This is a genomic window from Sphingomonas olei (assembly GCF_045369765.1).
GTDB lineage: Bacteria > Pseudomonadota > Alphaproteobacteria > Sphingomonadales > Sphingomonadaceae > Sphingomonas > Sphingomonas panaciterrae.
Genome location: NZ_JBIQEU010000004.1, coordinates 30,077 through 46,726, shown reverse-complemented (window position 1 = coordinate 46,726; position 16,650 = coordinate 30,077). Strand labels below are relative to the sequence as shown.

The window sequence follows — 16,650 nt, the reverse complement described above, 5'->3', positions numbered from 1 at the left end:
TCACTCAGACTGATCGACGCGGGGGTGCCGGGCGGAAGTGCCAGCTGCCCCGCCGGATGCCCACGACCACGCCGCCATGCGTGGCGCGCCGGCCGCTCTCGAGCGCGTCGAGCAGCGGCTCTACATTGGCCGCGTCGTCAAACGCCGGCGTGGTAATTCCCGCCGCAGCCCGCACCACGATGATCGCCCGCCGCGCGAGCCGGCGCAGCGTGTCGCGCGGCAATCCCTGAGGGTTCAGCGTCACGCCCTCGTCGCGGATCTCGGCCCGGCCGCGCCAGAACAGCGCGGCGATCTCCGCCAGCTCACGCTCGGCCTCCCCCACTGCCGCCGCGGTGCGCGCGAGCGCTGGCGGATCGAGCCATTCGTTGCGGTCGAGCAACTGGCGAAAGCGGGTACGATCGTGCCTGAGGTCGTGATTGGCCGGATCGTCGATGAACGGCAGCCCCGCCCGCCGCACGGTGGCACGCAACGCGGCACGCCGCCACGACAGCAAGGGTCGCACCACCGCTGCCCCGCTGATCGTCGTCGCCGGGCGGATGGCGGCAAGCCCCGTCACGCCCGACCCGCGCGAGGCGCGCATCAGGAACGTTTCGGCCTGGTCATCGGCATGATGGGCGGTGGCGATCGCCATCGCGTGGCGACGCTCCGCCCAGGCCGCAAGCGCCTCATAGCGGCCCTCACGCGCGCGGGCCTGGACGCTCGCCCCCTCGATCGGCGCGCTCACCGCCAGGATGTCGTGCGGCACGCGCAATGTGGCCGCCTCCCGCCCGACCATCCGCGCTTCCTCCGCCGCCTCCGGCCGCAAGCCGTGGTCGACGGTCGCCGCGACGACCGCGTCGGGGAAGGCAAGCGCCGCCAGTACCAAGAGCGCCATGCTGTCCGGCCCGCCGGACACCGCCACGCCGATCGGACGATCGCGGCTCGGCGCCTCGCGGGTGAGCGCGATCAGATCCTGGCGAAGCCGGACGACTTCGGGATGGTCGGCCACGAGACTACTTGCACTTGGCGGAAGTGCGCGCGCGCGCGACGTTGTCCTTCATCCCCTGTCCGATCTTGTCGCCATAGACGTCGGTCAGCTCGTTATACACCTTGCACGCGTCTGCCGGCTTGTTGAGCTTCAGCAGCGCCTGCCCCAGATAATAGAGGCTCTCGGGCGCGCGCTCCCCATCGGGATATTTCTTGTAATTGTCGTAGAAGGCGATCGACGCGAGGCTCGGCTTGCCATCGTCAAGATAGGATCGGCCCAGCAGGTTCTGGGCATAGCTGGCGCGGCGGGACTTGGGATAAGTCGCGACCACCTTCTTCAGCTGATCAGCCGCCTCGGGATAGCGCTTCGCCGCCCACAGACGGTAGCCATAGATGTATTCGTCCTCGTCCGCCTTGCCCGTCGACGGCTTCTCGATCCCGCCCGCCGCGGCGGCCGCCGGTTTGCTGGCCGCGGGGGTGCCGGCGACCTGCCCCTCCAGGCTGCCACCGCCACGCGCCTGATTGCTCACTCCGCCTGCCGGGGCGGCTGCCCGCGGCGGCGGCGGAACCACCGGCCCGCCCGTGCCGGTGCTATCGAGCCCCGCATCGCCCGCGCCGCTGTCCAGCCGCGCATCAGTCGTCCGCTTATAGGCGGCGAACTGGTCTTCGAGCTGGCGCATGCGATATTGCGTCTGCTCGATCTGCCCGGTCATCGTCGCGAGCTGCTGTTCCAGCGAGGACACGCGCTGGGTCAGATCCAGCACTGCGCTGGAGGCGGGTGCGCCGATCTCCTCGGGTGCCGACTGCGGCGCGCGCACCTGCGGCTCGAGATACGCGCCTGCCCCGCCCGGGAACACCTTGCGCTGCACCGCGCGCATTTCGCTCTCGAGCTTGCCGACCCGGCCCTCGAGGCCGGACTGCGCCGCGACCGGCGTCGCCGCGGCCGACATCAACGCGACAATGAGGAACCTACGCATCAGTCCATGCCCCCGGAAACAGGTTAATATCGCGCTATAACTATACACGCCTGCCTGTCGCCAGCCTTAAGGCCGATCAGTTTGCGGGAGCGCTGGTCCCTGCGCCAGTCTCCGCACCAGCCGCCCCAGCCGCTGACGTGGCGAACGCGGGCGGAACGGCGGTGCTGGTGCGCGCGCCGACGACTGCCGGAGGTGAAGCGGGCGATGCCACCGGTGCCGGCGCACCTTCCCCGCCCATCCGGGCGGTTAGGGCCGCCGCGCCGACCGGCACGTCCTTGATCGGCCGCGCGCCGCTGCCCAGCGGGGGCAATGCGGAGCCGTTCAGCGTCACCTGCAATTTGTCGGGGCGACCGACGTTGATCTTCGGATCATTGGCGTCCGCAGGCACGTCATAGCGCTCGCCCGGCTTCATCGTGCCAAGGTACAGCGTCTTGTCGGCCGCATCATAGACGCGCAGCCACACCTCGTCGGTCGCCACCAGCGAGACCTGGTCGGCACGGCGCGCCGCTTGCGTGGGCTGCGCGGCCGGAACGGCGACCGCGACCGAGGGCGCCGCTTCCGGCGCGTCGTCGCCACCGCGGAACAGCCCGCTCGCAAACCACAGCACTGCAAGCACCGCGACGGCCAGCGCCAATCCGGCCGCCACCACCACCAGCCCGCGGCTGGGCACGCGCGCCGGATCGGCGATCTCATAGGGCTGATATTGCGGCGTTGTGCGCGGTGCTTTCAGCGCCTCGACGCGCACGTCGCGGGCCAGCGCCACCTCATCCTCGCCCACCGCGCGGGCGTAGGCGCGCACGAAGCCGACCGCATAGGTCGGCGACGGCAGCGCGCCGTAGTTCGAGGCCTCGATCGCCTCCAGGTGGCGCAGCGGCACACGGGTGCGCGCGCCAATCTCCGCCAGTGACATGCCTTGCTGCTCGCGGGCCGCGCGCAGCCTATCACCAACAGGTTGCGGGAAGAGCGTCGCGTTATCGCCGCGCTCGGCCTCAGTCATTCGCTTCTCCGCTTCGGGCGGACTGCCCCGTCCGTCCCCGCCCGCACGTCTCACAGAGCGCGATACCTGTGTCAATCGAGCCACACGTCTTTTGATCGGCGCTGGCGCTCCGTTCAGCGCCCTTCGCTCACCCCAGCTCGACGCCGTTGGCCTCGGCCCATTGCGTCAGCGCGGCGCGAAGATCGTGCGGCGGCGCCGCCAGCAGCCGCGTCATCTCGGCCGTCACGGCCGCGCGATCGAGCGTGCGGACCATTGCCTTGATCGGGCCGACCGCTGCCGGGGTGATCGAGAAACGATCGATCCCGATCCCGATCAGCGCCATCGCCTCCAGCGGTCGCCCGCCCATCTCGCCGCACACCGCGACCGGAACCCCGGCAATGCGCGACGGCTCAAGGACCGAGCCGATGAAGCGGAGGATGGAGGCGGAAAGCCAGTCATATCGCTCCGCCAGCTTGGGATTGGCGCGGTCGGCAGCGAACAGGAACTGCGTCAGATCGTTGGTGCCGATCGACAGGAAATCGACCTGCGGCAACAACAGGTCGAGTTGATAAGCGAGGCTCGGCACCTCAAGCATCGCGCCGTAGCGCACCTCATTGGGCAGCCGGCGATGGCGCGAGGCAACCCAGGCGCGCTGCTGCTCGAACAGCGCGCGCGCCTCGGCGAACTCCCACGCCTCGCTGACCATCGGGAACATGACGTTGAGCGTGCGCCCCGCCGCCGCTTCCAGCAGCGCACGCGCCTGCGCCTTCATCAGCCCGTTGCGCTCCAGCGCCAGGCGAAGCGCGCGCCAGCCCATGGCGGGATTTTCCTCCTCGCCGTCATGCTGGATCAGATAAGGCAGCGCCTTGTCGCCGCCGATGTCGACCGTGCGGAAGACCACCGGGCGCTCGTCCGCCACGTCCAGCACCTCGCGGTACAATCGCTGCTGGCGTTCGCGCTGCGGCAGGGTGGCGGAGACGAGGAACTGGAATTCGGTGCGGAACAGCCCGATCCCGTCCGCGCCTGTCACATCCAGCGCGCCCACGTCGTCGCGCAGCCCGGCGTTGACCATGACGGTCACGCGATGGCCATCCCTGGTGGTGGGCGCCACGTCGCGCAGCGCGGCATAGGCCGCGCGCCGCTTCTGCCGCAGCGCCAGCTTGGCGTCGAACGCTTCCTCCATCGCGCTCGACGGGCGCACCACGACCGACCCCTCGTTGACGTCGAGCAGCAGCAGGTCGCCCTCGGAAATCTGCCGCCGCACCTCGCGCACCCGGCCCAGCACTGGGACGCCCATTGCACGCGCGACGATCGTGACGTGCGCCGTCAGCGATCCTTCTTCCAGGATCACGCCCTTCAATCGGCGGCGATCATATTCAAGCAGCTCGGCCGGACCCAGGTTGCGCGCGATCAGGATCGCATCCTGCCGCAGCCCGAGCTGCGCCGCCGTTCCCATCTGGCCCGACACGATGCGCAGCAGCCGGTTCGACAGGTCCTCCAGGTCGTGCATCCGGTCCGCCAGCAGCGGATCGTCAATCTGTCGCATGCGCTGGCGGGTGCGCTGCTGCACGCGCTCGATCGCCGCTTCGGCAGTCAGGCCGCTGTCGATCGCCTCGTTGATGCGCCGCGACCAGCCCTCGTCATAGGCGAACATCTTGTAGGTCTCGAGCACCTCCTCATGTTCGCCCCCGCCGCCAAATTCGGCCTCGCGGGTCATCTTGTCGATCTGCTCGCGCATCTTGTCGAACGCGGCATAGACCCGGTGCCGCTCCGCCTCGACGTCCTCGGCGACCGTGTGCTCGATGTGGATGCGCGGCTGGTGGAACACGGCGTAGCCAGCGCCCATTCCCTCGACCAGCTTCTGTCCGGTCAGCCGGATGCTCGCGGTGGAGGATTGCGGCCGGTCGCGCACACCGGCGGGGTCGATCAGCCCTGCGTTCGCGATCAACTCGCTCAGCACCATCGCCACTGTCTGCAGCGCCTCGATCTCAACATCGGCATAGCGGCGCGGCTCCGCATGCTGCACCGCCAGAACGCCGACCGAGCGCTCGCGCCGGATGATCGGCACGCCGGCGAAACTGTGGAAGCGATCCTCCCCGGTCTCCGGCTTGTAGGCGAAATCCGGGTGGCTTGCCGCCTCGTCGAGGTTCAGCACCTCGCTGTTCTGCGCGATGGTGCCGACCAGGCCCTCGCCCAACGCCAGCTTGGTCACATGAACTGCATCAGGCGACAGGCCGCGCGTCGCGAACAGCTCCAGCACGCCTTCGCGCAGGAGGTAGATCGAACAGACTTCGCTGTTCAGCGCCTCGCCGATAATGTCGACGACCTGGTTCAGCTTGGCTTGCGCGTTGGACCGCGCCGCCATCACGTCGTGGAGATTGACGAGGATCTCGCGGGCGGAAGCGGCGGCAGAAAGCATGATAAAGGGGCTAGCAGGCGACACGGCCGGGTGCCACGCAACATTTGTTGCGTGGCACCGCAGCAAACATCAGTTCTTCCGCTTCTTTTTCTTGGGCTCCGGCGCACTGTCACGCGGGAACAGCACCGCCGCGACGCCGATCGCGATCGCACCGATGCCGGCGGTCGCGCCGGCGATCTTGCCCAGCGACCAGCGACGCTTCGCCGGCGCGGCCCATTCGTCGCTGCCCGCCGCCTTCGGGGCGGCGGGCTTCGCGGATTCAGGCTTGCCCGACTCCTGCTTGGCGCTCGGCGCTTCGGGCGTCGTCGGCGTGTGCGGCGGCTCCTGGATCGGGAACGGGGACTGGTTGCCTGGCGGTACCGGCGGCGTGTGGGTCATCGTGGTCCTCTTGCTGTTGAACGAACAAACGCTGCGGTCGACCGACGGCTCCCGTTCAGTCGAACAAACCGTCCTGGCTGCCCGCAGGCGGGTTGAGCCCTAGGTGTTTCCAGCCGCCCGCGTTCAGCACCCGGCCTCGCGCCGTCCGAGCGACGAGGCCAAGCTGGATCAAATACGGCTCGATCACTTCCTCAATCGTGTCGCGCGGCTCGGACAGGCCCGCCGCCAGCGTCTCCACGCCGACCGGGCCGCCGCGATAAATGTCCGCGATCATCGTCAGGTAGCGGCGGTCCATCGCGTCGAGACCCAAGCTGTCGACCTCCAGCCGGTTCAACGCGCGATCGGCCGCGACCGCATCAACCTCGACCACGCCCGCGACATTGGCGAAATCGCGCACCCGGCGCAGCAAGCGCCCGGAGATACGCGGTGTCCCGCGCGATCGGCGCGCAATCTCGGCTGCGCCGTCTGGTGCGATATGCAGATCCAGCAGCGCAGCCGCCCGCGTCACCACCCTGGTCAGTTCCTCCACCGTATAGAATTGCAGTCGGATCGGGATGCCGAACCGGTCGCGCAGCGGCGTCGTCAGCAGCCCCTGCCGCGTCGTCGCGCCCACCAGCGTGAATCGCGGCAGATCAATCCGGACGCTGCGCGCCGACGGCCCCTCCCCGATCATCAGGTCGAGTGCGCGGTCCTCCATCGCCGGATACAGCACTTCCTCGACCGCCGGTTGCAGCCGGTGGATCTCGTCGATGAACAACACGTCGCCATCCTCGAGATTGGTGAGCAGCGCGGCAAGATCGCCCGACTTGGCGATCACCGGGCCCGACGTCGCGCGGAAACCCACCCCCATCTCGCGCGCAACGATCTGCGCCAGCGTCGTTTTGCCCAGCCCGGGCGGACCGAAGAACAGCACATGGTCCAGCGCGTCGCCGCGCGATTTCGCCGCTTCGATGAACACGCGCAGATTGTCGCGCGCCGCCGCCTGGCCGACAAATTCGTCCAGCCGCTTGGGGCGCAGCGCCGCATCGGCATCCTCGACGCGGCGCGTGGGCGTGATCAGGCGATCGCTATCGGTCATCGGATCTCCGATAGCGTAGTTTCGATCCGGCGCCACAAGTCCGATATTGCTTCCACGCCAGCGGAGCCGCGCGGGGCGTAGGCACCCAGCGGCGCGCGGCGCACGCTCATCGCCTCGAACGCGCTGGTCATCGGAAAGACCGGCCAGTCGGGATGCTGCTGCAAGGCCTCACGGTGAAGCGCGCGCCGCCGGTCGACCATCGAGAATACCGGCGCCAGCGTCACCTTCGGGCCCTTCTTGCGCGTGACGTGCGCCGCGATGGTGTCGAGCGCGCGCTGCGACAGCGCGGAGGGGATGACCGGCACCACCACCAGATCGGCCGCGCGCATCACCTGATCCGACGTGTCGGTCAGGCCCGGGGGGCAATCGATGATGATCCGGTCGTAATCACCCGCCAGATCCTCGACGAGGCGGGTCAGCCGGCGCTTCTTGTCGATGGCGTGAAAGGCAAGGTCGAGCGTGCGCAGCGAGGCATCGGCCGGCAGCAGGTCGAGCCGGTCAAGGGCGGTCGGCCGGATCAGCCGGCGCGGATCGATCTCGCGGCGGATCGCAGCACCGGCCTCGCGCCCTCCCCCGTCATGCCCGAGGATCCAGGTCGCCGCGGCCTGGCCATCGAGATCCCAGAGCAAGGTGCGCCGCGCGGACAGCGTCGCCGCCGCCCAGGCCAGGTTCACCGCCAGCGTCGTTTTGCCAACGCCGCCCTTCAGGCTGTAGACCGCGACCGCGCGGCCGCTCACTTCGCCGCCTTGCGCAGCGCCAGCCGGACGAGCGCGTCCAGCGTGGCGCCCGCACCCAGCTCCTCTTCTGCTGCGGTCACCGCCGCGCTTGCCTCAACCGGGCGAAAGCCGAGGTTGAGCAGCGCCGACACCGCATCCGCCGCCGCACCGACCGGCATCGCCTGCGCGGCCGCCGCCGGGCCCAGAACGATCCCGCCCGCCTTGTCCTTCAGCTCGCGCACGATCCGCTCGGCCAGCTTAGGCCCGACGCCATTGGCGCGTGCCACCATCGCCTTGTCCTGCGCCGCGATTGCCCGGTTGAGCTCGGCCGGCTCGAGCGCCGACAGGATCGCCAGCGCGACGCGTGCGCCCACGCCCTGCACACCCGTGAGCAGGCGAAACCAGTCGCGCTCCTCGGCGCTGGCAAAGCCGACCAGCCGCTGGAAATCCTCGCCCACCAGCATTTCGGTATGGATGAGAACCGCTTCGCCGACCGGCCCTAGCGCCGCGAGCGTGCGCGACGACGCACCGACCAGATAGCCGACGCCATTGACCTCGATCACGGCCGCGTCCGCACTCGTGCTGGCGAGAATACCCTTGAGGTAGGCGATCACCGATGCTGGTCCGTCATGTTGCCCGAACCGTAGCGCCTCGACGACGACGGGCCAACTCCCGGCGCTCGCAATGCGAAGGTGTCAGCCGCCGGTTTGCAGCCGCCGCATCATCCCTGCCGCGCTCGCGCGATGGTGCGCGTGGCAGATCGCCACCGCCAGCGCGTCGGCGGCGTCCGGGCCCGCGACTTTCGCGCCGGGCAGCAACACCCCGATCATAGCCTGGATCTGGCGCTTTTCCGCGCCGCCGGTGCCGACCACCGCCTTTTTGACCGTGGACGGGTGATATTCACCGATGTCGAGCCCCGCGCCGGCTGCGGCAAGCAGCACCACGCCGCGCGCCTGCCCCAGCTTCAGCGTCGATTGGGCATTGGTGTTGCCCAGCACTTCTTCCGCCGCCGCGCTGTCCGGCCGCTCGGTGCGGATGACGTCGATCAGCGCGGCATAGAGGTTCGCCAGCCGGCGCGGCAGCGGCATGGAGGGGTCGGTGCGGATCTGCCCGTTGGCAACGTGCCGCAGCCGGTTCCCTTCCGCCGCGATCACCCCCCAGCCGGTGGTGCCGAGGCCGGGGTCGAGGCCGAGGATGATCATTGCCGGGCCATCAGCCCAGCTTCGCCATCACCTCGTCGGACACTTCGTAATTGCCCCACACCTGCTGGACGTCGTCATCATCGTCGAGCGCATCGATCAGCTTGAACAGCGTGGCGGCGTCATTCTCGTCCACCGACACCATCGTTTGCGGCCGCCACGCGAGCTTCGCGCTCTCCGCTTCACCCAGCACCGGCTCGAGCGCCTTGACGACTTCGTGAAGGTCGCCCTGCGCGGTCCAGATCTCGTGGCCGTCCTCGCTCGACGTCACGTCCTCGGCGCCCGCTTCCAGCGCCGCCTCGAACACCTTGTCCGCGTCGCCCGCGCTTGCCGGATAGTTGATCAGGCCCATGCGATCGAAACCATGGCTGACGGAGCCCGACGCGCCAAGGTTGCCGCCGTTCTTGCTCACCGCGGTGCGTACATTGGTGGCGGTGCGATTGCGGTTGTCGCTCAGTGCCTCGATGATCAGGCTGACGCCGCCGGGACCGAAGCCCTCGTAACGGATTTCTTCGTAATTCTCCGCGTCGCTGCGGCTCGCCTTGTCGATCGCCCGCTGGATATTGTCCTTGGGCATCGACTGCGCCTTGGCGGCGTTCACCGCGGCGCGCAGGCGTGGATTCATATCCGGATCCGGCAGTCCCATCTTTGCCGCGACGGTGATTTCGCGGGAAAGCTTCGAGAACATGCCCGAACGCTTCTTATCCTGTGCACCCTTGCGGTGCATGATGTTCTTGAACTTGGAATGACCTGCCATGTGCGCGCCTCTAGCGAAGGTTGGGCGCCCTGCTCAAGCCGCTCTGCTCATCGGCCGGTGCAATTCCGTTCGATCAGTGCCTCGAGCCGGGTCAGCCGGGCGATCACATCCTGGTCCATCTTGCGATGGAGGCGCAGGATTTCGAGCTCCGCGCGAAGGTTCGTCTCGTAATTCAGGGCGGCGGTCAGCCGGTCCTTCGCCGCCTGCCGGTTCTGGCTCATCATGATCACCGGCGCCTGCACCGCAGCGAGCGTCGAAAGCATCAGGTTGAGAAAAATATAGGGATAGGGATCGAAGACCAGCCCCATCCGCCCCAGCACATTGCTGTTGAGCACCATCCAACCCAGCAGCACCAGGCTGAAGACGATGATGAAGCCCCAGGAGCCGCCGACCTCGGCGACTCGGTCCGCCAGTCGCTCGCCAAAGGTCGCCTGCTCGTCCGCCACGTCGGACGCGTCGCGCACCCCGGTCGTGCCCGACGCGATCGCCGACAGGACGCGCTGCTCTTCCTCTTCCAGCGCCGCCACCGGCTTGCCCAACAGATGCCGCGCCAGCTGGTCCAGATCCGCCCTGTGCTCCTGCATTCCCTGCTCCTGGGCCTGCTTCCGGCTATCCGCCGATCGTCCCCTGCAATATCCGCAATCGGCGCAAACGTCTTGCCCCCGACGGTCGGTTTCGGCCAAACGCACGCCATGACGATAGCGGTGGACATGGGCGCCGATGCCTCGGGCGCGCCGGTCCTGATCGACCTAGAGGAATTGCTGGCCACCCGATTGCTTGTTCAGGGCAATTCCGGGTCGGGAAAGTCGCACCTGCTGCGCCGCCTGCTGGAGCGGTCGGCCGGGCAGGTGCAGCAGGTGGTGATCGATCCGGAGGGCGATTTCGTCACGCTTGGCCCCGCGTATGGCCATGTCGTGATCGAGGCGGCGGACTATGCCGAGCGGGAAATCGCGCGAATCGCCGGGCGCCTGCGCGAACATCGCGCCTCCGTCGTGCTCAGCCTTGAGGGGCTGGAGGCGGAGGGGCAGATGCGCTGCGCCGCCACCTTCCTGTCGGCGATGTTCGATGCCCCGCGTGAACATTGGTACCCCGCGCTGGTCGTGGTGGACGAGGCGCAGCTGTTCGCCCCCACCACCGGCGGCGAAGTGGCGGAGGAGGTGCGCCGCGCGTCACTCTCGGCGATGACGAACCTCATGTGCCGCGGCCGAAAGCGCGGCCTCGCCGGGGTTATCGCGACCCAGCGACTCGCCAAGCTGGCCAAGAACGTCGCGGCCGAAGCGTCGAACTTCCTGATGGGCCGCACCTTCCTCGATATCGACATGGCGCGCGCAGCCGACCTGCTGGGCATGGAGCGCCGCCAGGCGGACTCGATCCGCGATCTTCCGCGCGGCACGTTCCTCGCGCTCGGCCCCGCGGTCTGCCGCCGTCCCAAGACGGTGAAGATCGGCGCGGTGGAAACCAGCGCGCGCAGCGGCAGTCCGAAGCTGACACCGCTCCCCTCCGCCCCGCCGGCGGACCTTCAGGAGCTGATCTTCGCCGAACCCGAGCCGGAGGCGGCGCCCCAGCTGCCGATGGCGTTCGAGGCCCGCCCGCGCCGCGTGCCGGCGGAGGAGATCATCGCCGACATGGCGCGCCCCGCCCCGTTGCCGCCCGAGCCGGAGCGCAGCGAGGAGGAAGTCGCGGCGATCATCGCCGATGTGCTGCGCGCGATCGTCGAGGATGCCGATGCCGCGGGCCGCCCGGCGTCGGTCTTGTTCCAGGATTTCCAGGTCCGCTGCCGGATGCAGGGCCTGTCGCGATCGGGCATCGACCTGGGCGATTTCTCCCGTCGCCTGTCGTGCGCGCGCGCCGGCATCTTCGACATCGCCGATCCCGAATGGGCGGAGGTGATCGCGCTCGCCGGCACGCTGCAGGACGAGATGGTCGGGCCATTCCTGCTTGTCGCCAAGGCGGCGCGTGAGGGCGCGCCCTGCCCCAGCGATGCCGCCTTGGCGGAGACGTACGGCACATCATCGCTCGGCCGCGTGCGGCGGCTGATGGGCTATATCGAAAGCCGCGACCTCATCGTCACCCGCACCGATCTGTCGGGCAAGCGATCGATCACGATCGCGCGGCTCGGCTGGACGACGGCGCCGGCGGAGGCTGCCTAGCCTTCGTTCGGGGGGCGGTCAGCGTTCCTCGCAGCGGATGCGGTTCTTGGCCATGCTGACTTCGGCCTGCTCGCCAGGCGCCGCGTCGGTGGTAACGGCATGCTCGCCCACCGTCATCTCGAATCTCGACGGGCCGCTGATCCTGCAGGCCACTCGCCCCGCGCTCAGCTTGCACGCATCGGCGAAGCGCGCAGGGTCGCCGATTGCAGCGGGGTCGTCGGGCGGGCTCAGCTGCATGCCGACCATCGTCGACCCGCCGAACAGCGCCACGCCCAAGCCCTTCAGCGCACGCGCCTCATAGGCGGGCTTGCCGTTCGGCTGGCTGGCCAGCTTCATCCCATGCTGCGCCGCCATGCGGGCGCAAAAGCCCGCCGCAGGGTCAACGGCCGGTGCCGCTGCGGCAGGCAGCAGAAGCGACAGGACAAGAATGATGGTCTTCATGCCGGCCGCCTCAGCCCAATTTTTGTGACGTTCACGAGCCGGGCGGCTCAGAGCATGCCGAGCGCCTGCATGTACGTCTCGAGGATCATTTCCTCTTCCTGATATTCCTCGCGCTTCTTCTTGCGGATCGACATGATCTTCTTGATCGCCTTGGGGTCGTATCCGCGGCTCTTCGCCTCGGCGAACACGTCCTTGATGTCGTCGGCGATGCCCTTTTTCTCTTCTTCGAGCCGCTCGGCGCGCTCAATCAGCAGGCGCAGCTCGTCCGCCGCCACCTGACCGCCGCCCATGCCCTCGCCGCGTTCTTCAGCCATCTTGAAAACCCCATAAGTGAAGCACCGCCGCTTCACGCGCGAATCGCGGGTGGGGCGGCGGCGCAATTGCCGGACTATCGGTTGCGGCGGCGGCTCCTATGGGATGCCGCCGCCCCAATCAAATCGAAATCGGCGAACTTCAGTCGGCGAGCGGCTTGGCGACTGCCCCCTTGCGCATGACGAAGCGGACACGCTCCAGCTGGCGCACGTCGGACAGCGGCGATGCGTCGACGGCGATGATATCGGCCTGCTTGCCCGGCTCGATCGTGCCGATCACATTGCCCTGACCCAGCACTTCGGCGGCCGTGACGGTCGCGCTGCGGATCGCGTCGGCGGGGGTCATGCCGACCTTTTCCACCAGCAGCGCGAATTCCTGCGCATTGTCGCCATGTTTGGAGACGCCGCTGTCGGTGCCGAAGGCGAACTTCACGCCTGCCTTGTACGCCCGGCGGTGGCTTTCCTGCATCGCAGCGGCAGCGGCCTCGGCCTTGGGGATGGTCGCGGGCGGCAGTGCACCGGCACGCGCCTGCGCCACGGCAGCAACCGGGGCGATCTCGGTCGGAACCAGATAAGCGCCCGCCTTCTTGAACGCGGCGATCGCCTCGTCGTCGATGAAGCTGCCGTGCTCGATCGAATCGACGCCCGCCGCCAGCGCCGCCTTGGTACCCTCGGCGGCATGGCTGTGCGCCGCCACCTTGCGGCCCAGATTGTGCGCGGTGTCGACGATCGCCTTCATTTCCTCCGGCGTGAAGGCGCGGCCAAGCCCGCCCGACACGTTGGAGAGGACGCCGCCGGTCGCAGTGATCTTGATCACCTGCGCGCCGAGCCCGATCTGCCGCCGCGTCGCGCGTACGCAATCCGACGGCCCGTCACAGGTATTCTCAACCGTCTCTTTCACCGCATGGGCGAACGGTTCGGCCAGCCCATTGAGCGGATCGCCATGCCCGCCGGTGACCGAGATCGCGGTACCCGCATTAACGATCGTCGGGCCGACCACGTCGCCGCGATCCACCGCATCGCGCAGCGCACGGATGCTGCGCGGCTCGCCGCCCAGGTCGCGTACAGTGGTGAAGCCGGCGTTCAGCGTCGCCTTGGCGTTACCCGCGCCATACAGCACGTCGTCGGCGCCTTCGGTGTTGAGCGCGGTCAGGCGTGCGCGCATCGGATCGCCGCCGATGCCGATCAGGTGGACGTGAAGGTCGATCAACCCCGGCAGCACGAACTTGTCGTTCAGCGCCACCAGCTTCGCGCCACCCTCCGGCGGGACGAAGCCGTCACGCACCTCGACGATCTTGCCATCGCGCACGATGATCGTGCTGTTGCCGCGCGGCGCCTGGCCCGGCCGGTCGAGCAAAGCGCCGGCGTGGATATAGGTCACCGCGGGGGCGGCCGCGGGTGCCGGCGCGGTCTGCGCAATGGCCGGCACGCTGACGGCCGCCAGCAACGCGGTCGCGATCATCTTCTTCATCGTTCCCCTACCCCCCTCGGCGCCGCTTCACGCGCGGCGCATTGTTTGACGCCGCCGGCGGTAGAAGAAACAACCCGTGCCCGACAAGCGCGCAAAGGCAGGAAAGTTGCGCAAACCGCCCGTCAGGCGTTCTTCGCGACGCTTTCTTCCATGCGGCGCAACTGTTCGGGGGTCGCCTCCTGCTGATGCTCGGCCTTCCACTGCGCATAGGGCATGCCGTAGATTGCGGTGCGCGCTTCCTCCTTCGGCAGCCCGCCCGCCTCGCCGACCCAGTCGGACAGGCAATTGCGGCAGAAACCGGCCAGCCCCATCAGCTCGACATTCTGCGCATCGCTCCGATGCCGCAGATGGCGTACCAGCCGGCGGAATGCGGCAGCGGCGGCGGCATCGTCGATCGTGTCGATCGGGTCCATTGTCTTCTCCACAGTTGATCGCGACGAGATAAGGGCTAGGGCATCGCGCGGCAAAGCGGAGTAACCGTTTACATGACACGATCGATCATTCGTCGCAGCCGGCAGGTCCGCGTGCTCGCGACGCTCGGCCCGGCGAGCAACACGCCCGACATGATTGCGAAGCTGTTCCTCGCGGGTGCCGACGCCTTTCGCGTCAACATGAGCCACGGGGACCAGGCATCCAAGGTGGAGGTGATCCAGGCGATCCGCGCGCTGGAGAAACGCTATGGCCGCCCCACGACGATCCTTGCCGACCTGCAGGGTCCCAAGCTGCGCGTCGGCCGCTTCGCCGCCGGCCGTGTCGAACTGGCGCATGGCGCCACCTTCGTGCTCGACCGCGATCCCACGCCGGGCGACGCGTCCCGCGTCGAACTGCCGCACCGGGAAATCTTTGCCGCCGTCGAACCGGGCGCGCGCCTGCTCCTCGACGACGGGAAGCTCGTCCTGCGCGTCATCGATCACGAGCCGGACCGCATCATCACCAATGTCGAGGTCGGCGGCACGCTCAGCAACAACAAGGGGCTGAATGTACCCGACGTGGTGCTGCCGATGGCGGCGCTGACCGACAAGGACCGATCCGACCTCGCCTTCGCGATTGACCAGCACGTCGACTGGATCGCGCTGTCGTTCGTTCAGCGGCCGGAGGATCTGGCCGAGGCGCGCAAGCTGATCGGCGGCAAGGCCGCGCTGATGGCCAAGATCGAAAAGCCCGCCGCGATCGACCGGCTGGAGGAGATTGTCGAGCTGTGCGACGGTGTGATGGTCGCGCGCGGTGACCTCGGCGTCGAACTGCCGCCCCAGGCCGTTCCGCCGCTTCAGAAGCGAATCGTCGAGACCGCCCGCCGGCTCGGTCGCCCGGTGGTGGTCGCGACGCAGATGCTGGAATCGATGATCAAGTCGCCCTCCCCGACCCGCGCCGAGGTCTCGGACGTCGCAACCGCGGTGTACGACGGCGCGGATGCGATCATGCTGTCGGCGGAAAGCGCCGCGGGTGACTGGCCGGTCGAATCGGTGGCGATGATGGATGCCATCGGCACGTCCGTCGAACGCGATCCCATGCATGGCGATCGGGTGCGCTTCACCGAAACCCGTCCCGATCCGACCACCGCGGACGCCCTGGCGGAAGCGGCCAAGAACATCGCCACCACGGTGTCGGCAAAGGCGATCATCTGCTTCACCACCTCCGGCTCCACCGCCCGCCGCGTGGCGCGAGAGCGGCCGTCGATCCCGCTGCTGGTGCTGACCCCGCAGATGGAAACCGCGCGTCGCCTGGGCATGTTGTGGGGCGCCCACGCCGTCCACACGCGCGACGTCGATTCGTTCGAGGAGATGGTGGCCAAGTCGAAGCGAATGGCGCTGCGCCACGGCCTTGCTGCCGCGGGCGACCGGGTCATCATCATGGCCGGCGTTCCGTTCCGCACACCGGGCGCCACCAACGTGCTTCACGTCGTCAGCATCATCGGCGACGAACTGCACAGCCACAAATGACCGGAGCCGGCGCGCAGGCGGCGCGCCGGTTACCAGCACTTGGCGATCGCGGCGTGACTAGGGAAGCAGCCCCTGGCGCTTCAGTTCGGCGCGCAGCGTCGCGGTGTCGGTAAACAGCACGCCATGCATCCCGACGGCCGCCGCGGCATCGACATTGTCCTGTCGGTCGTCAACGAACAACGCCTCGTCCGGCTTCAGCCCGAACCGATTCAGCGCCAGATGGTAGATCGCCGGGTCGGGCTTCACCAGCTTCTCCGTGCCGGATACGACGATGTCGCGGAACCGGTCGAACATCGCCGCCTCCCGTTCACGGAAGGGCGCGAAGAATTCGTCGCTGAAATTGGTGATCGCGAACAGCGGCACGCCCGCTTCGTCCAGCGCGGCGACCAGTCCCGGCATGCCGTCGATCGGCCCGGGGATCTGCTCCGAAAAGCGCGGTCCCCATTGCGCGATCAGATCGGCATGATCCGGGAATTGCGCGCACAGCTCCGCAGACGTCTCGGCGAACGGGCGGCCGGCGTCATGCTGGAAATGCCACTCCTTGGAGCAGACATCACGCAGAAATACGTCCAGCGCCTCATCATCGGTGATGAGGCGCCGGTAGAGGACCTTGGGGTCCCAATCGTACAGGACGTTGCCGATGTCGAAGACAACGGCAATCGGCCGCATTCGAATCAGCCCTGGCGGGCCTTGAAGCGGCGATTCGTCTTGTTGATGACATAGGTCCGGCCGCGACGACGGATGACGCGGTTGTCGCGGTGGCGGTCCTTGAGCGACTTCAGGCTGTTGCGGATCTTCATGGCGGATTCGCTTCTATAAATGGGCGTGTCTGGAAAGCGTGGCCGCCTAGTGCCTGGCCCCTTGCAAGTCA

At 68.2% G+C, this 16,650-nt stretch carries 19 protein-coding genes; 2 read left to right on the top strand and 17 right to left on the bottom strand.

Annotation, left to right across the window (positions count from 1 at the left end; all coding sequences use genetic code 11):
* Positions 1-4: 4 nt before the first annotated feature.
* The 11 genes from tilS to ACH0BU_RS06495 all read right to left on the bottom strand — a co-directional run bounded on the left by tilS (position 5) and on the right by ACH0BU_RS06495 (position 10,050).
* On the bottom strand, positions 5-988 hold the full coding sequence (gene tilS / locus ACH0BU_RS06545; RefSeq protein WP_125945123.1) for a tRNA lysidine(34) synthetase TilS: 984 nt from the start codon (positions 986-988) through the stop codon (positions 5-7).
* A gap of 4 nt (positions 989-992) precedes the next feature.
* Positions 993-1,943 carry a tetratricopeptide repeat protein gene (locus ACH0BU_RS06540; RefSeq protein ID WP_296221215.1) on the bottom strand — a complete coding sequence of 317 codons (951 nt, stop codon included), beginning with the start codon at positions 1,941-1,943 and terminating at the stop codon, positions 993-995.
* Between the two features lie 76 nt (positions 1,944-2,019).
* On the bottom strand, positions 2,020-2,940 hold the full coding sequence (locus ACH0BU_RS06535; protein ID WP_136450442.1) for a helix-turn-helix domain-containing protein: 921 nt from the start codon (positions 2,938-2,940) through the stop codon (positions 2,020-2,022).
* A 127-nt stretch (positions 2,941-3,067) separates the two neighbouring features.
* Positions 3,068-5,338, bottom strand: coding sequence for a phosphoenolpyruvate--protein phosphotransferase (ptsP, locus tag ACH0BU_RS06530; RefSeq protein ID WP_082102930.1), 2,271 nt, complete (start codon positions 5,336-5,338; stop codon positions 3,068-3,070).
* Between the two features lie 69 nt (positions 5,339-5,407).
* Positions 5,408-5,716, bottom strand: a complete 309-nt coding sequence (locus ACH0BU_RS06525) for a hypothetical protein (RefSeq protein ID WP_145120614.1) — start codon at positions 5,714-5,716, stop codon at positions 5,408-5,410.
* A gap of 55 nt (positions 5,717-5,771) precedes the next feature.
* The gene (gene ruvB, locus ACH0BU_RS06520; RefSeq protein ID WP_125945119.1) at positions 5,772-6,794 is read right to left on the bottom strand and encodes a Holliday junction branch migration DNA helicase RuvB; all 1,023 of its coding nucleotides are present in this window, start codon (positions 6,792-6,794) and stop codon (positions 5,772-5,774) included.
* Entirely contained in the window at positions 6,791-7,531 is a 741-nt protein-coding gene (locus ACH0BU_RS06515) for a ParA family protein (protein WP_296221210.1), read from the bottom strand. Before ACH0BU_RS06515 ends, ruvB begins: the two co-directional genes overlap by 4 nt.
* On the bottom strand, positions 7,528-8,124 hold the full coding sequence (gene ruvA / locus ACH0BU_RS06510; protein ID WP_046409054.1) for a Holliday junction branch migration protein RuvA: 597 nt from the start codon (positions 8,122-8,124) through the stop codon (positions 7,528-7,530). The genes ACH0BU_RS06515 and ruvA overlap by 4 nt, the downstream gene beginning before the upstream one ends.
* An 81-nt stretch (positions 8,125-8,205) precedes the next feature.
* Positions 8,206-8,712: a crossover junction endodeoxyribonuclease RuvC gene (ruvC, locus tag ACH0BU_RS06505; RefSeq protein WP_125945116.1), complete on the bottom strand. Its 507-nt coding sequence runs from the start codon at positions 8,710-8,712 to the stop codon at positions 8,206-8,208.
* A gap of 10 nt (positions 8,713-8,722) precedes the next feature.
* Positions 8,723-9,466, bottom strand: a complete 744-nt coding sequence (locus ACH0BU_RS06500) for a YebC/PmpR family DNA-binding transcriptional regulator (RefSeq protein WP_046409052.1) — start codon at positions 9,464-9,466, stop codon at positions 8,723-8,725.
* Between the two features lie 47 nt (positions 9,467-9,513).
* Positions 9,514-10,050 (bottom strand): DUF1003 domain-containing protein, encoded by a 537-nt coding sequence (locus ACH0BU_RS06495; RefSeq protein ID WP_500263873.1) that lies wholly within the window; start codon positions 10,048-10,050, stop codon positions 9,514-9,516.
* 108 nt (positions 10,051-10,158) lie between these two features.
* On the opposite strand from ACH0BU_RS06495, the gene ACH0BU_RS06490 reads away from it, so the two are divergent.
* A complete protein-coding gene (locus tag ACH0BU_RS06490) occupies positions 10,159-11,616 on the top strand; it encodes an AAA family ATPase (RefSeq protein ID WP_296222204.1) in 1,458 nt (485 codons plus the stop codon).
* An 18-nt stretch (positions 11,617-11,634) separates the two neighbouring features.
* Here the strand turns inward: ACH0BU_RS06490 and ACH0BU_RS06485 are convergent, their stop codons facing one another.
* The 4 genes from ACH0BU_RS06485 to ACH0BU_RS06470 form a co-directional block, all read right to left on the bottom strand.
* A complete protein-coding gene (locus ACH0BU_RS06485; protein ID WP_296222202.1) occupies positions 11,635-12,057 on the bottom strand; it encodes a hypothetical protein in 423 nt (140 codons plus the stop codon).
* Positions 12,058-12,104: 47 nt separating this feature from the next.
* Positions 12,105-12,371: a DUF2312 domain-containing protein gene (locus ACH0BU_RS06480; RefSeq protein WP_125945112.1), complete on the bottom strand. Its 267-nt coding sequence runs from the start codon at positions 12,369-12,371 to the stop codon at positions 12,105-12,107.
* Positions 12,372-12,510: 139 nt separating this feature from the next.
* A complete protein-coding gene (locus ACH0BU_RS06475; protein ID WP_296222200.1) occupies positions 12,511-13,839 on the bottom strand; it encodes a metal-dependent hydrolase family protein in 1,329 nt (442 codons plus the stop codon).
* Positions 13,840-13,961: 122 nt separating this feature from the next.
* A complete protein-coding gene (locus tag ACH0BU_RS06470; RefSeq protein ID WP_145120625.1) occupies positions 13,962-14,252 on the bottom strand; it encodes a DUF1244 domain-containing protein in 291 nt (96 codons plus the stop codon).
* Between the two features lie 72 nt (positions 14,253-14,324).
* Between ACH0BU_RS06470 and pyk the strand changes: the two genes are divergently transcribed.
* On the top strand, positions 14,325-15,779 hold the full coding sequence (pyk, locus tag ACH0BU_RS06465) for a pyruvate kinase (protein ID WP_296222198.1): 1,455 nt from the start codon (positions 14,325-14,327) through the stop codon (positions 15,777-15,779).
* A gap of 57 nt (positions 15,780-15,836) precedes the next feature.
* Here pyk and ACH0BU_RS06460 read toward each other — a convergent pair whose 3' ends face one another.
* Positions 15,837-16,448, bottom strand: coding sequence for an HAD family hydrolase (locus ACH0BU_RS06460; RefSeq protein WP_314472420.1), 612 nt, complete (start codon positions 16,446-16,448; stop codon positions 15,837-15,839).
* Between the two features lie 5 nt (positions 16,449-16,453).
* Positions 16,454-16,579: a type B 50S ribosomal protein L36 gene (gene ykgO, locus ACH0BU_RS06455; protein ID WP_003046794.1), complete on the bottom strand. Its 126-nt coding sequence runs from the start codon at positions 16,577-16,579 to the stop codon at positions 16,454-16,456.
* Positions 16,580-16,650 lie beyond the last annotated feature (71 nt).

Bases quoted from the DNA above. Each gene is read 5' to 3' on its own strand.
- ACH0BU_RS06540 (WP_296221215.1), bottom strand. From the start codon at position 1,943: ATGCGTAGGTTCCTCATTGTCGCGTTGATGTCGGCCGCGGCGACGCCG.
- ACH0BU_RS06535 (WP_136450442.1), bottom strand. From the start codon at position 2,940: ATGACTGAGGCCGAGCGCGGCGATAACGCGACGCTCTTCCCGCAACCT.
- ptsP (WP_082102930.1), bottom strand. From the start codon at position 5,338: ATGCTTTCTGCCGCCGCTTCCGCCCGCGAGATCCTCGTCAATCTCCAC.
- ACH0BU_RS06525 (WP_145120614.1), bottom strand. From the start codon at position 5,716: ATGACCCACACGCCGCCGGTACCGCCAGGCAACCAGTCCCCGTTCCCG.
- ruvB (WP_125945119.1), bottom strand. From the start codon at position 6,794: ATGACCGATAGCGATCGCCTGATCACGCCCACGCGCCGCGTCGAGGAT.
- ruvC (WP_125945116.1), bottom strand. From the start codon at position 8,712: ATGATCATCCTCGGCCTCGACCCCGGCCTCGGCACCACCGGCTGGGGG.
- ACH0BU_RS06500 (WP_046409052.1), bottom strand. From the start codon at position 9,466: ATGGCAGGTCATTCCAAGTTCAAGAACATCATGCACCGCAAGGGTGCA.
- ACH0BU_RS06495 (WP_500263873.1), bottom strand. From the start codon at position 10,050: ATGCAGGAGCACAGGGCGGATCTGGACCAGCTGGCGCGGCATCTGTTG.
- ACH0BU_RS06490 (WP_296222204.1), top strand. From the start codon at position 10,159: ATGACGATAGCGGTGGACATGGGCGCCGATGCCTCGGGCGCGCCGGTC.
- ACH0BU_RS06485 (WP_296222202.1), bottom strand. From the start codon at position 12,057: ATGAAGACCATCATTCTTGTCCTGTCGCTTCTGCTGCCTGCCGCAGCG.
- ACH0BU_RS06480 (WP_125945112.1), bottom strand. From the start codon at position 12,371: ATGGCTGAAGAACGCGGCGAGGGCATGGGCGGCGGTCAGGTGGCGGCG.
- ACH0BU_RS06475 (WP_296222200.1), bottom strand. From the start codon at position 13,839: ATGAAGAAGATGATCGCGACCGCGTTGCTGGCGGCCGTCAGCGTGCCG.
- ACH0BU_RS06470 (WP_145120625.1), bottom strand. From the start codon at position 14,252: ATGGACCCGATCGACACGATCGACGATGCCGCCGCCGCTGCCGCATTC.
- pyk (WP_296222198.1), top strand. From the start codon at position 14,325: ATGACACGATCGATCATTCGTCGCAGCCGGCAGGTCCGCGTGCTCGCG.
- ACH0BU_RS06460 (WP_314472420.1), bottom strand. From the start codon at position 16,448: ATGCGGCCGATTGCCGTTGTCTTCGACATCGGCAACGTCCTGTACGAT.
- ykgO (WP_003046794.1), bottom strand. From the start codon at position 16,579: ATGAAGATCCGCAACAGCCTGAAGTCGCTCAAGGACCGCCACCGCGAC.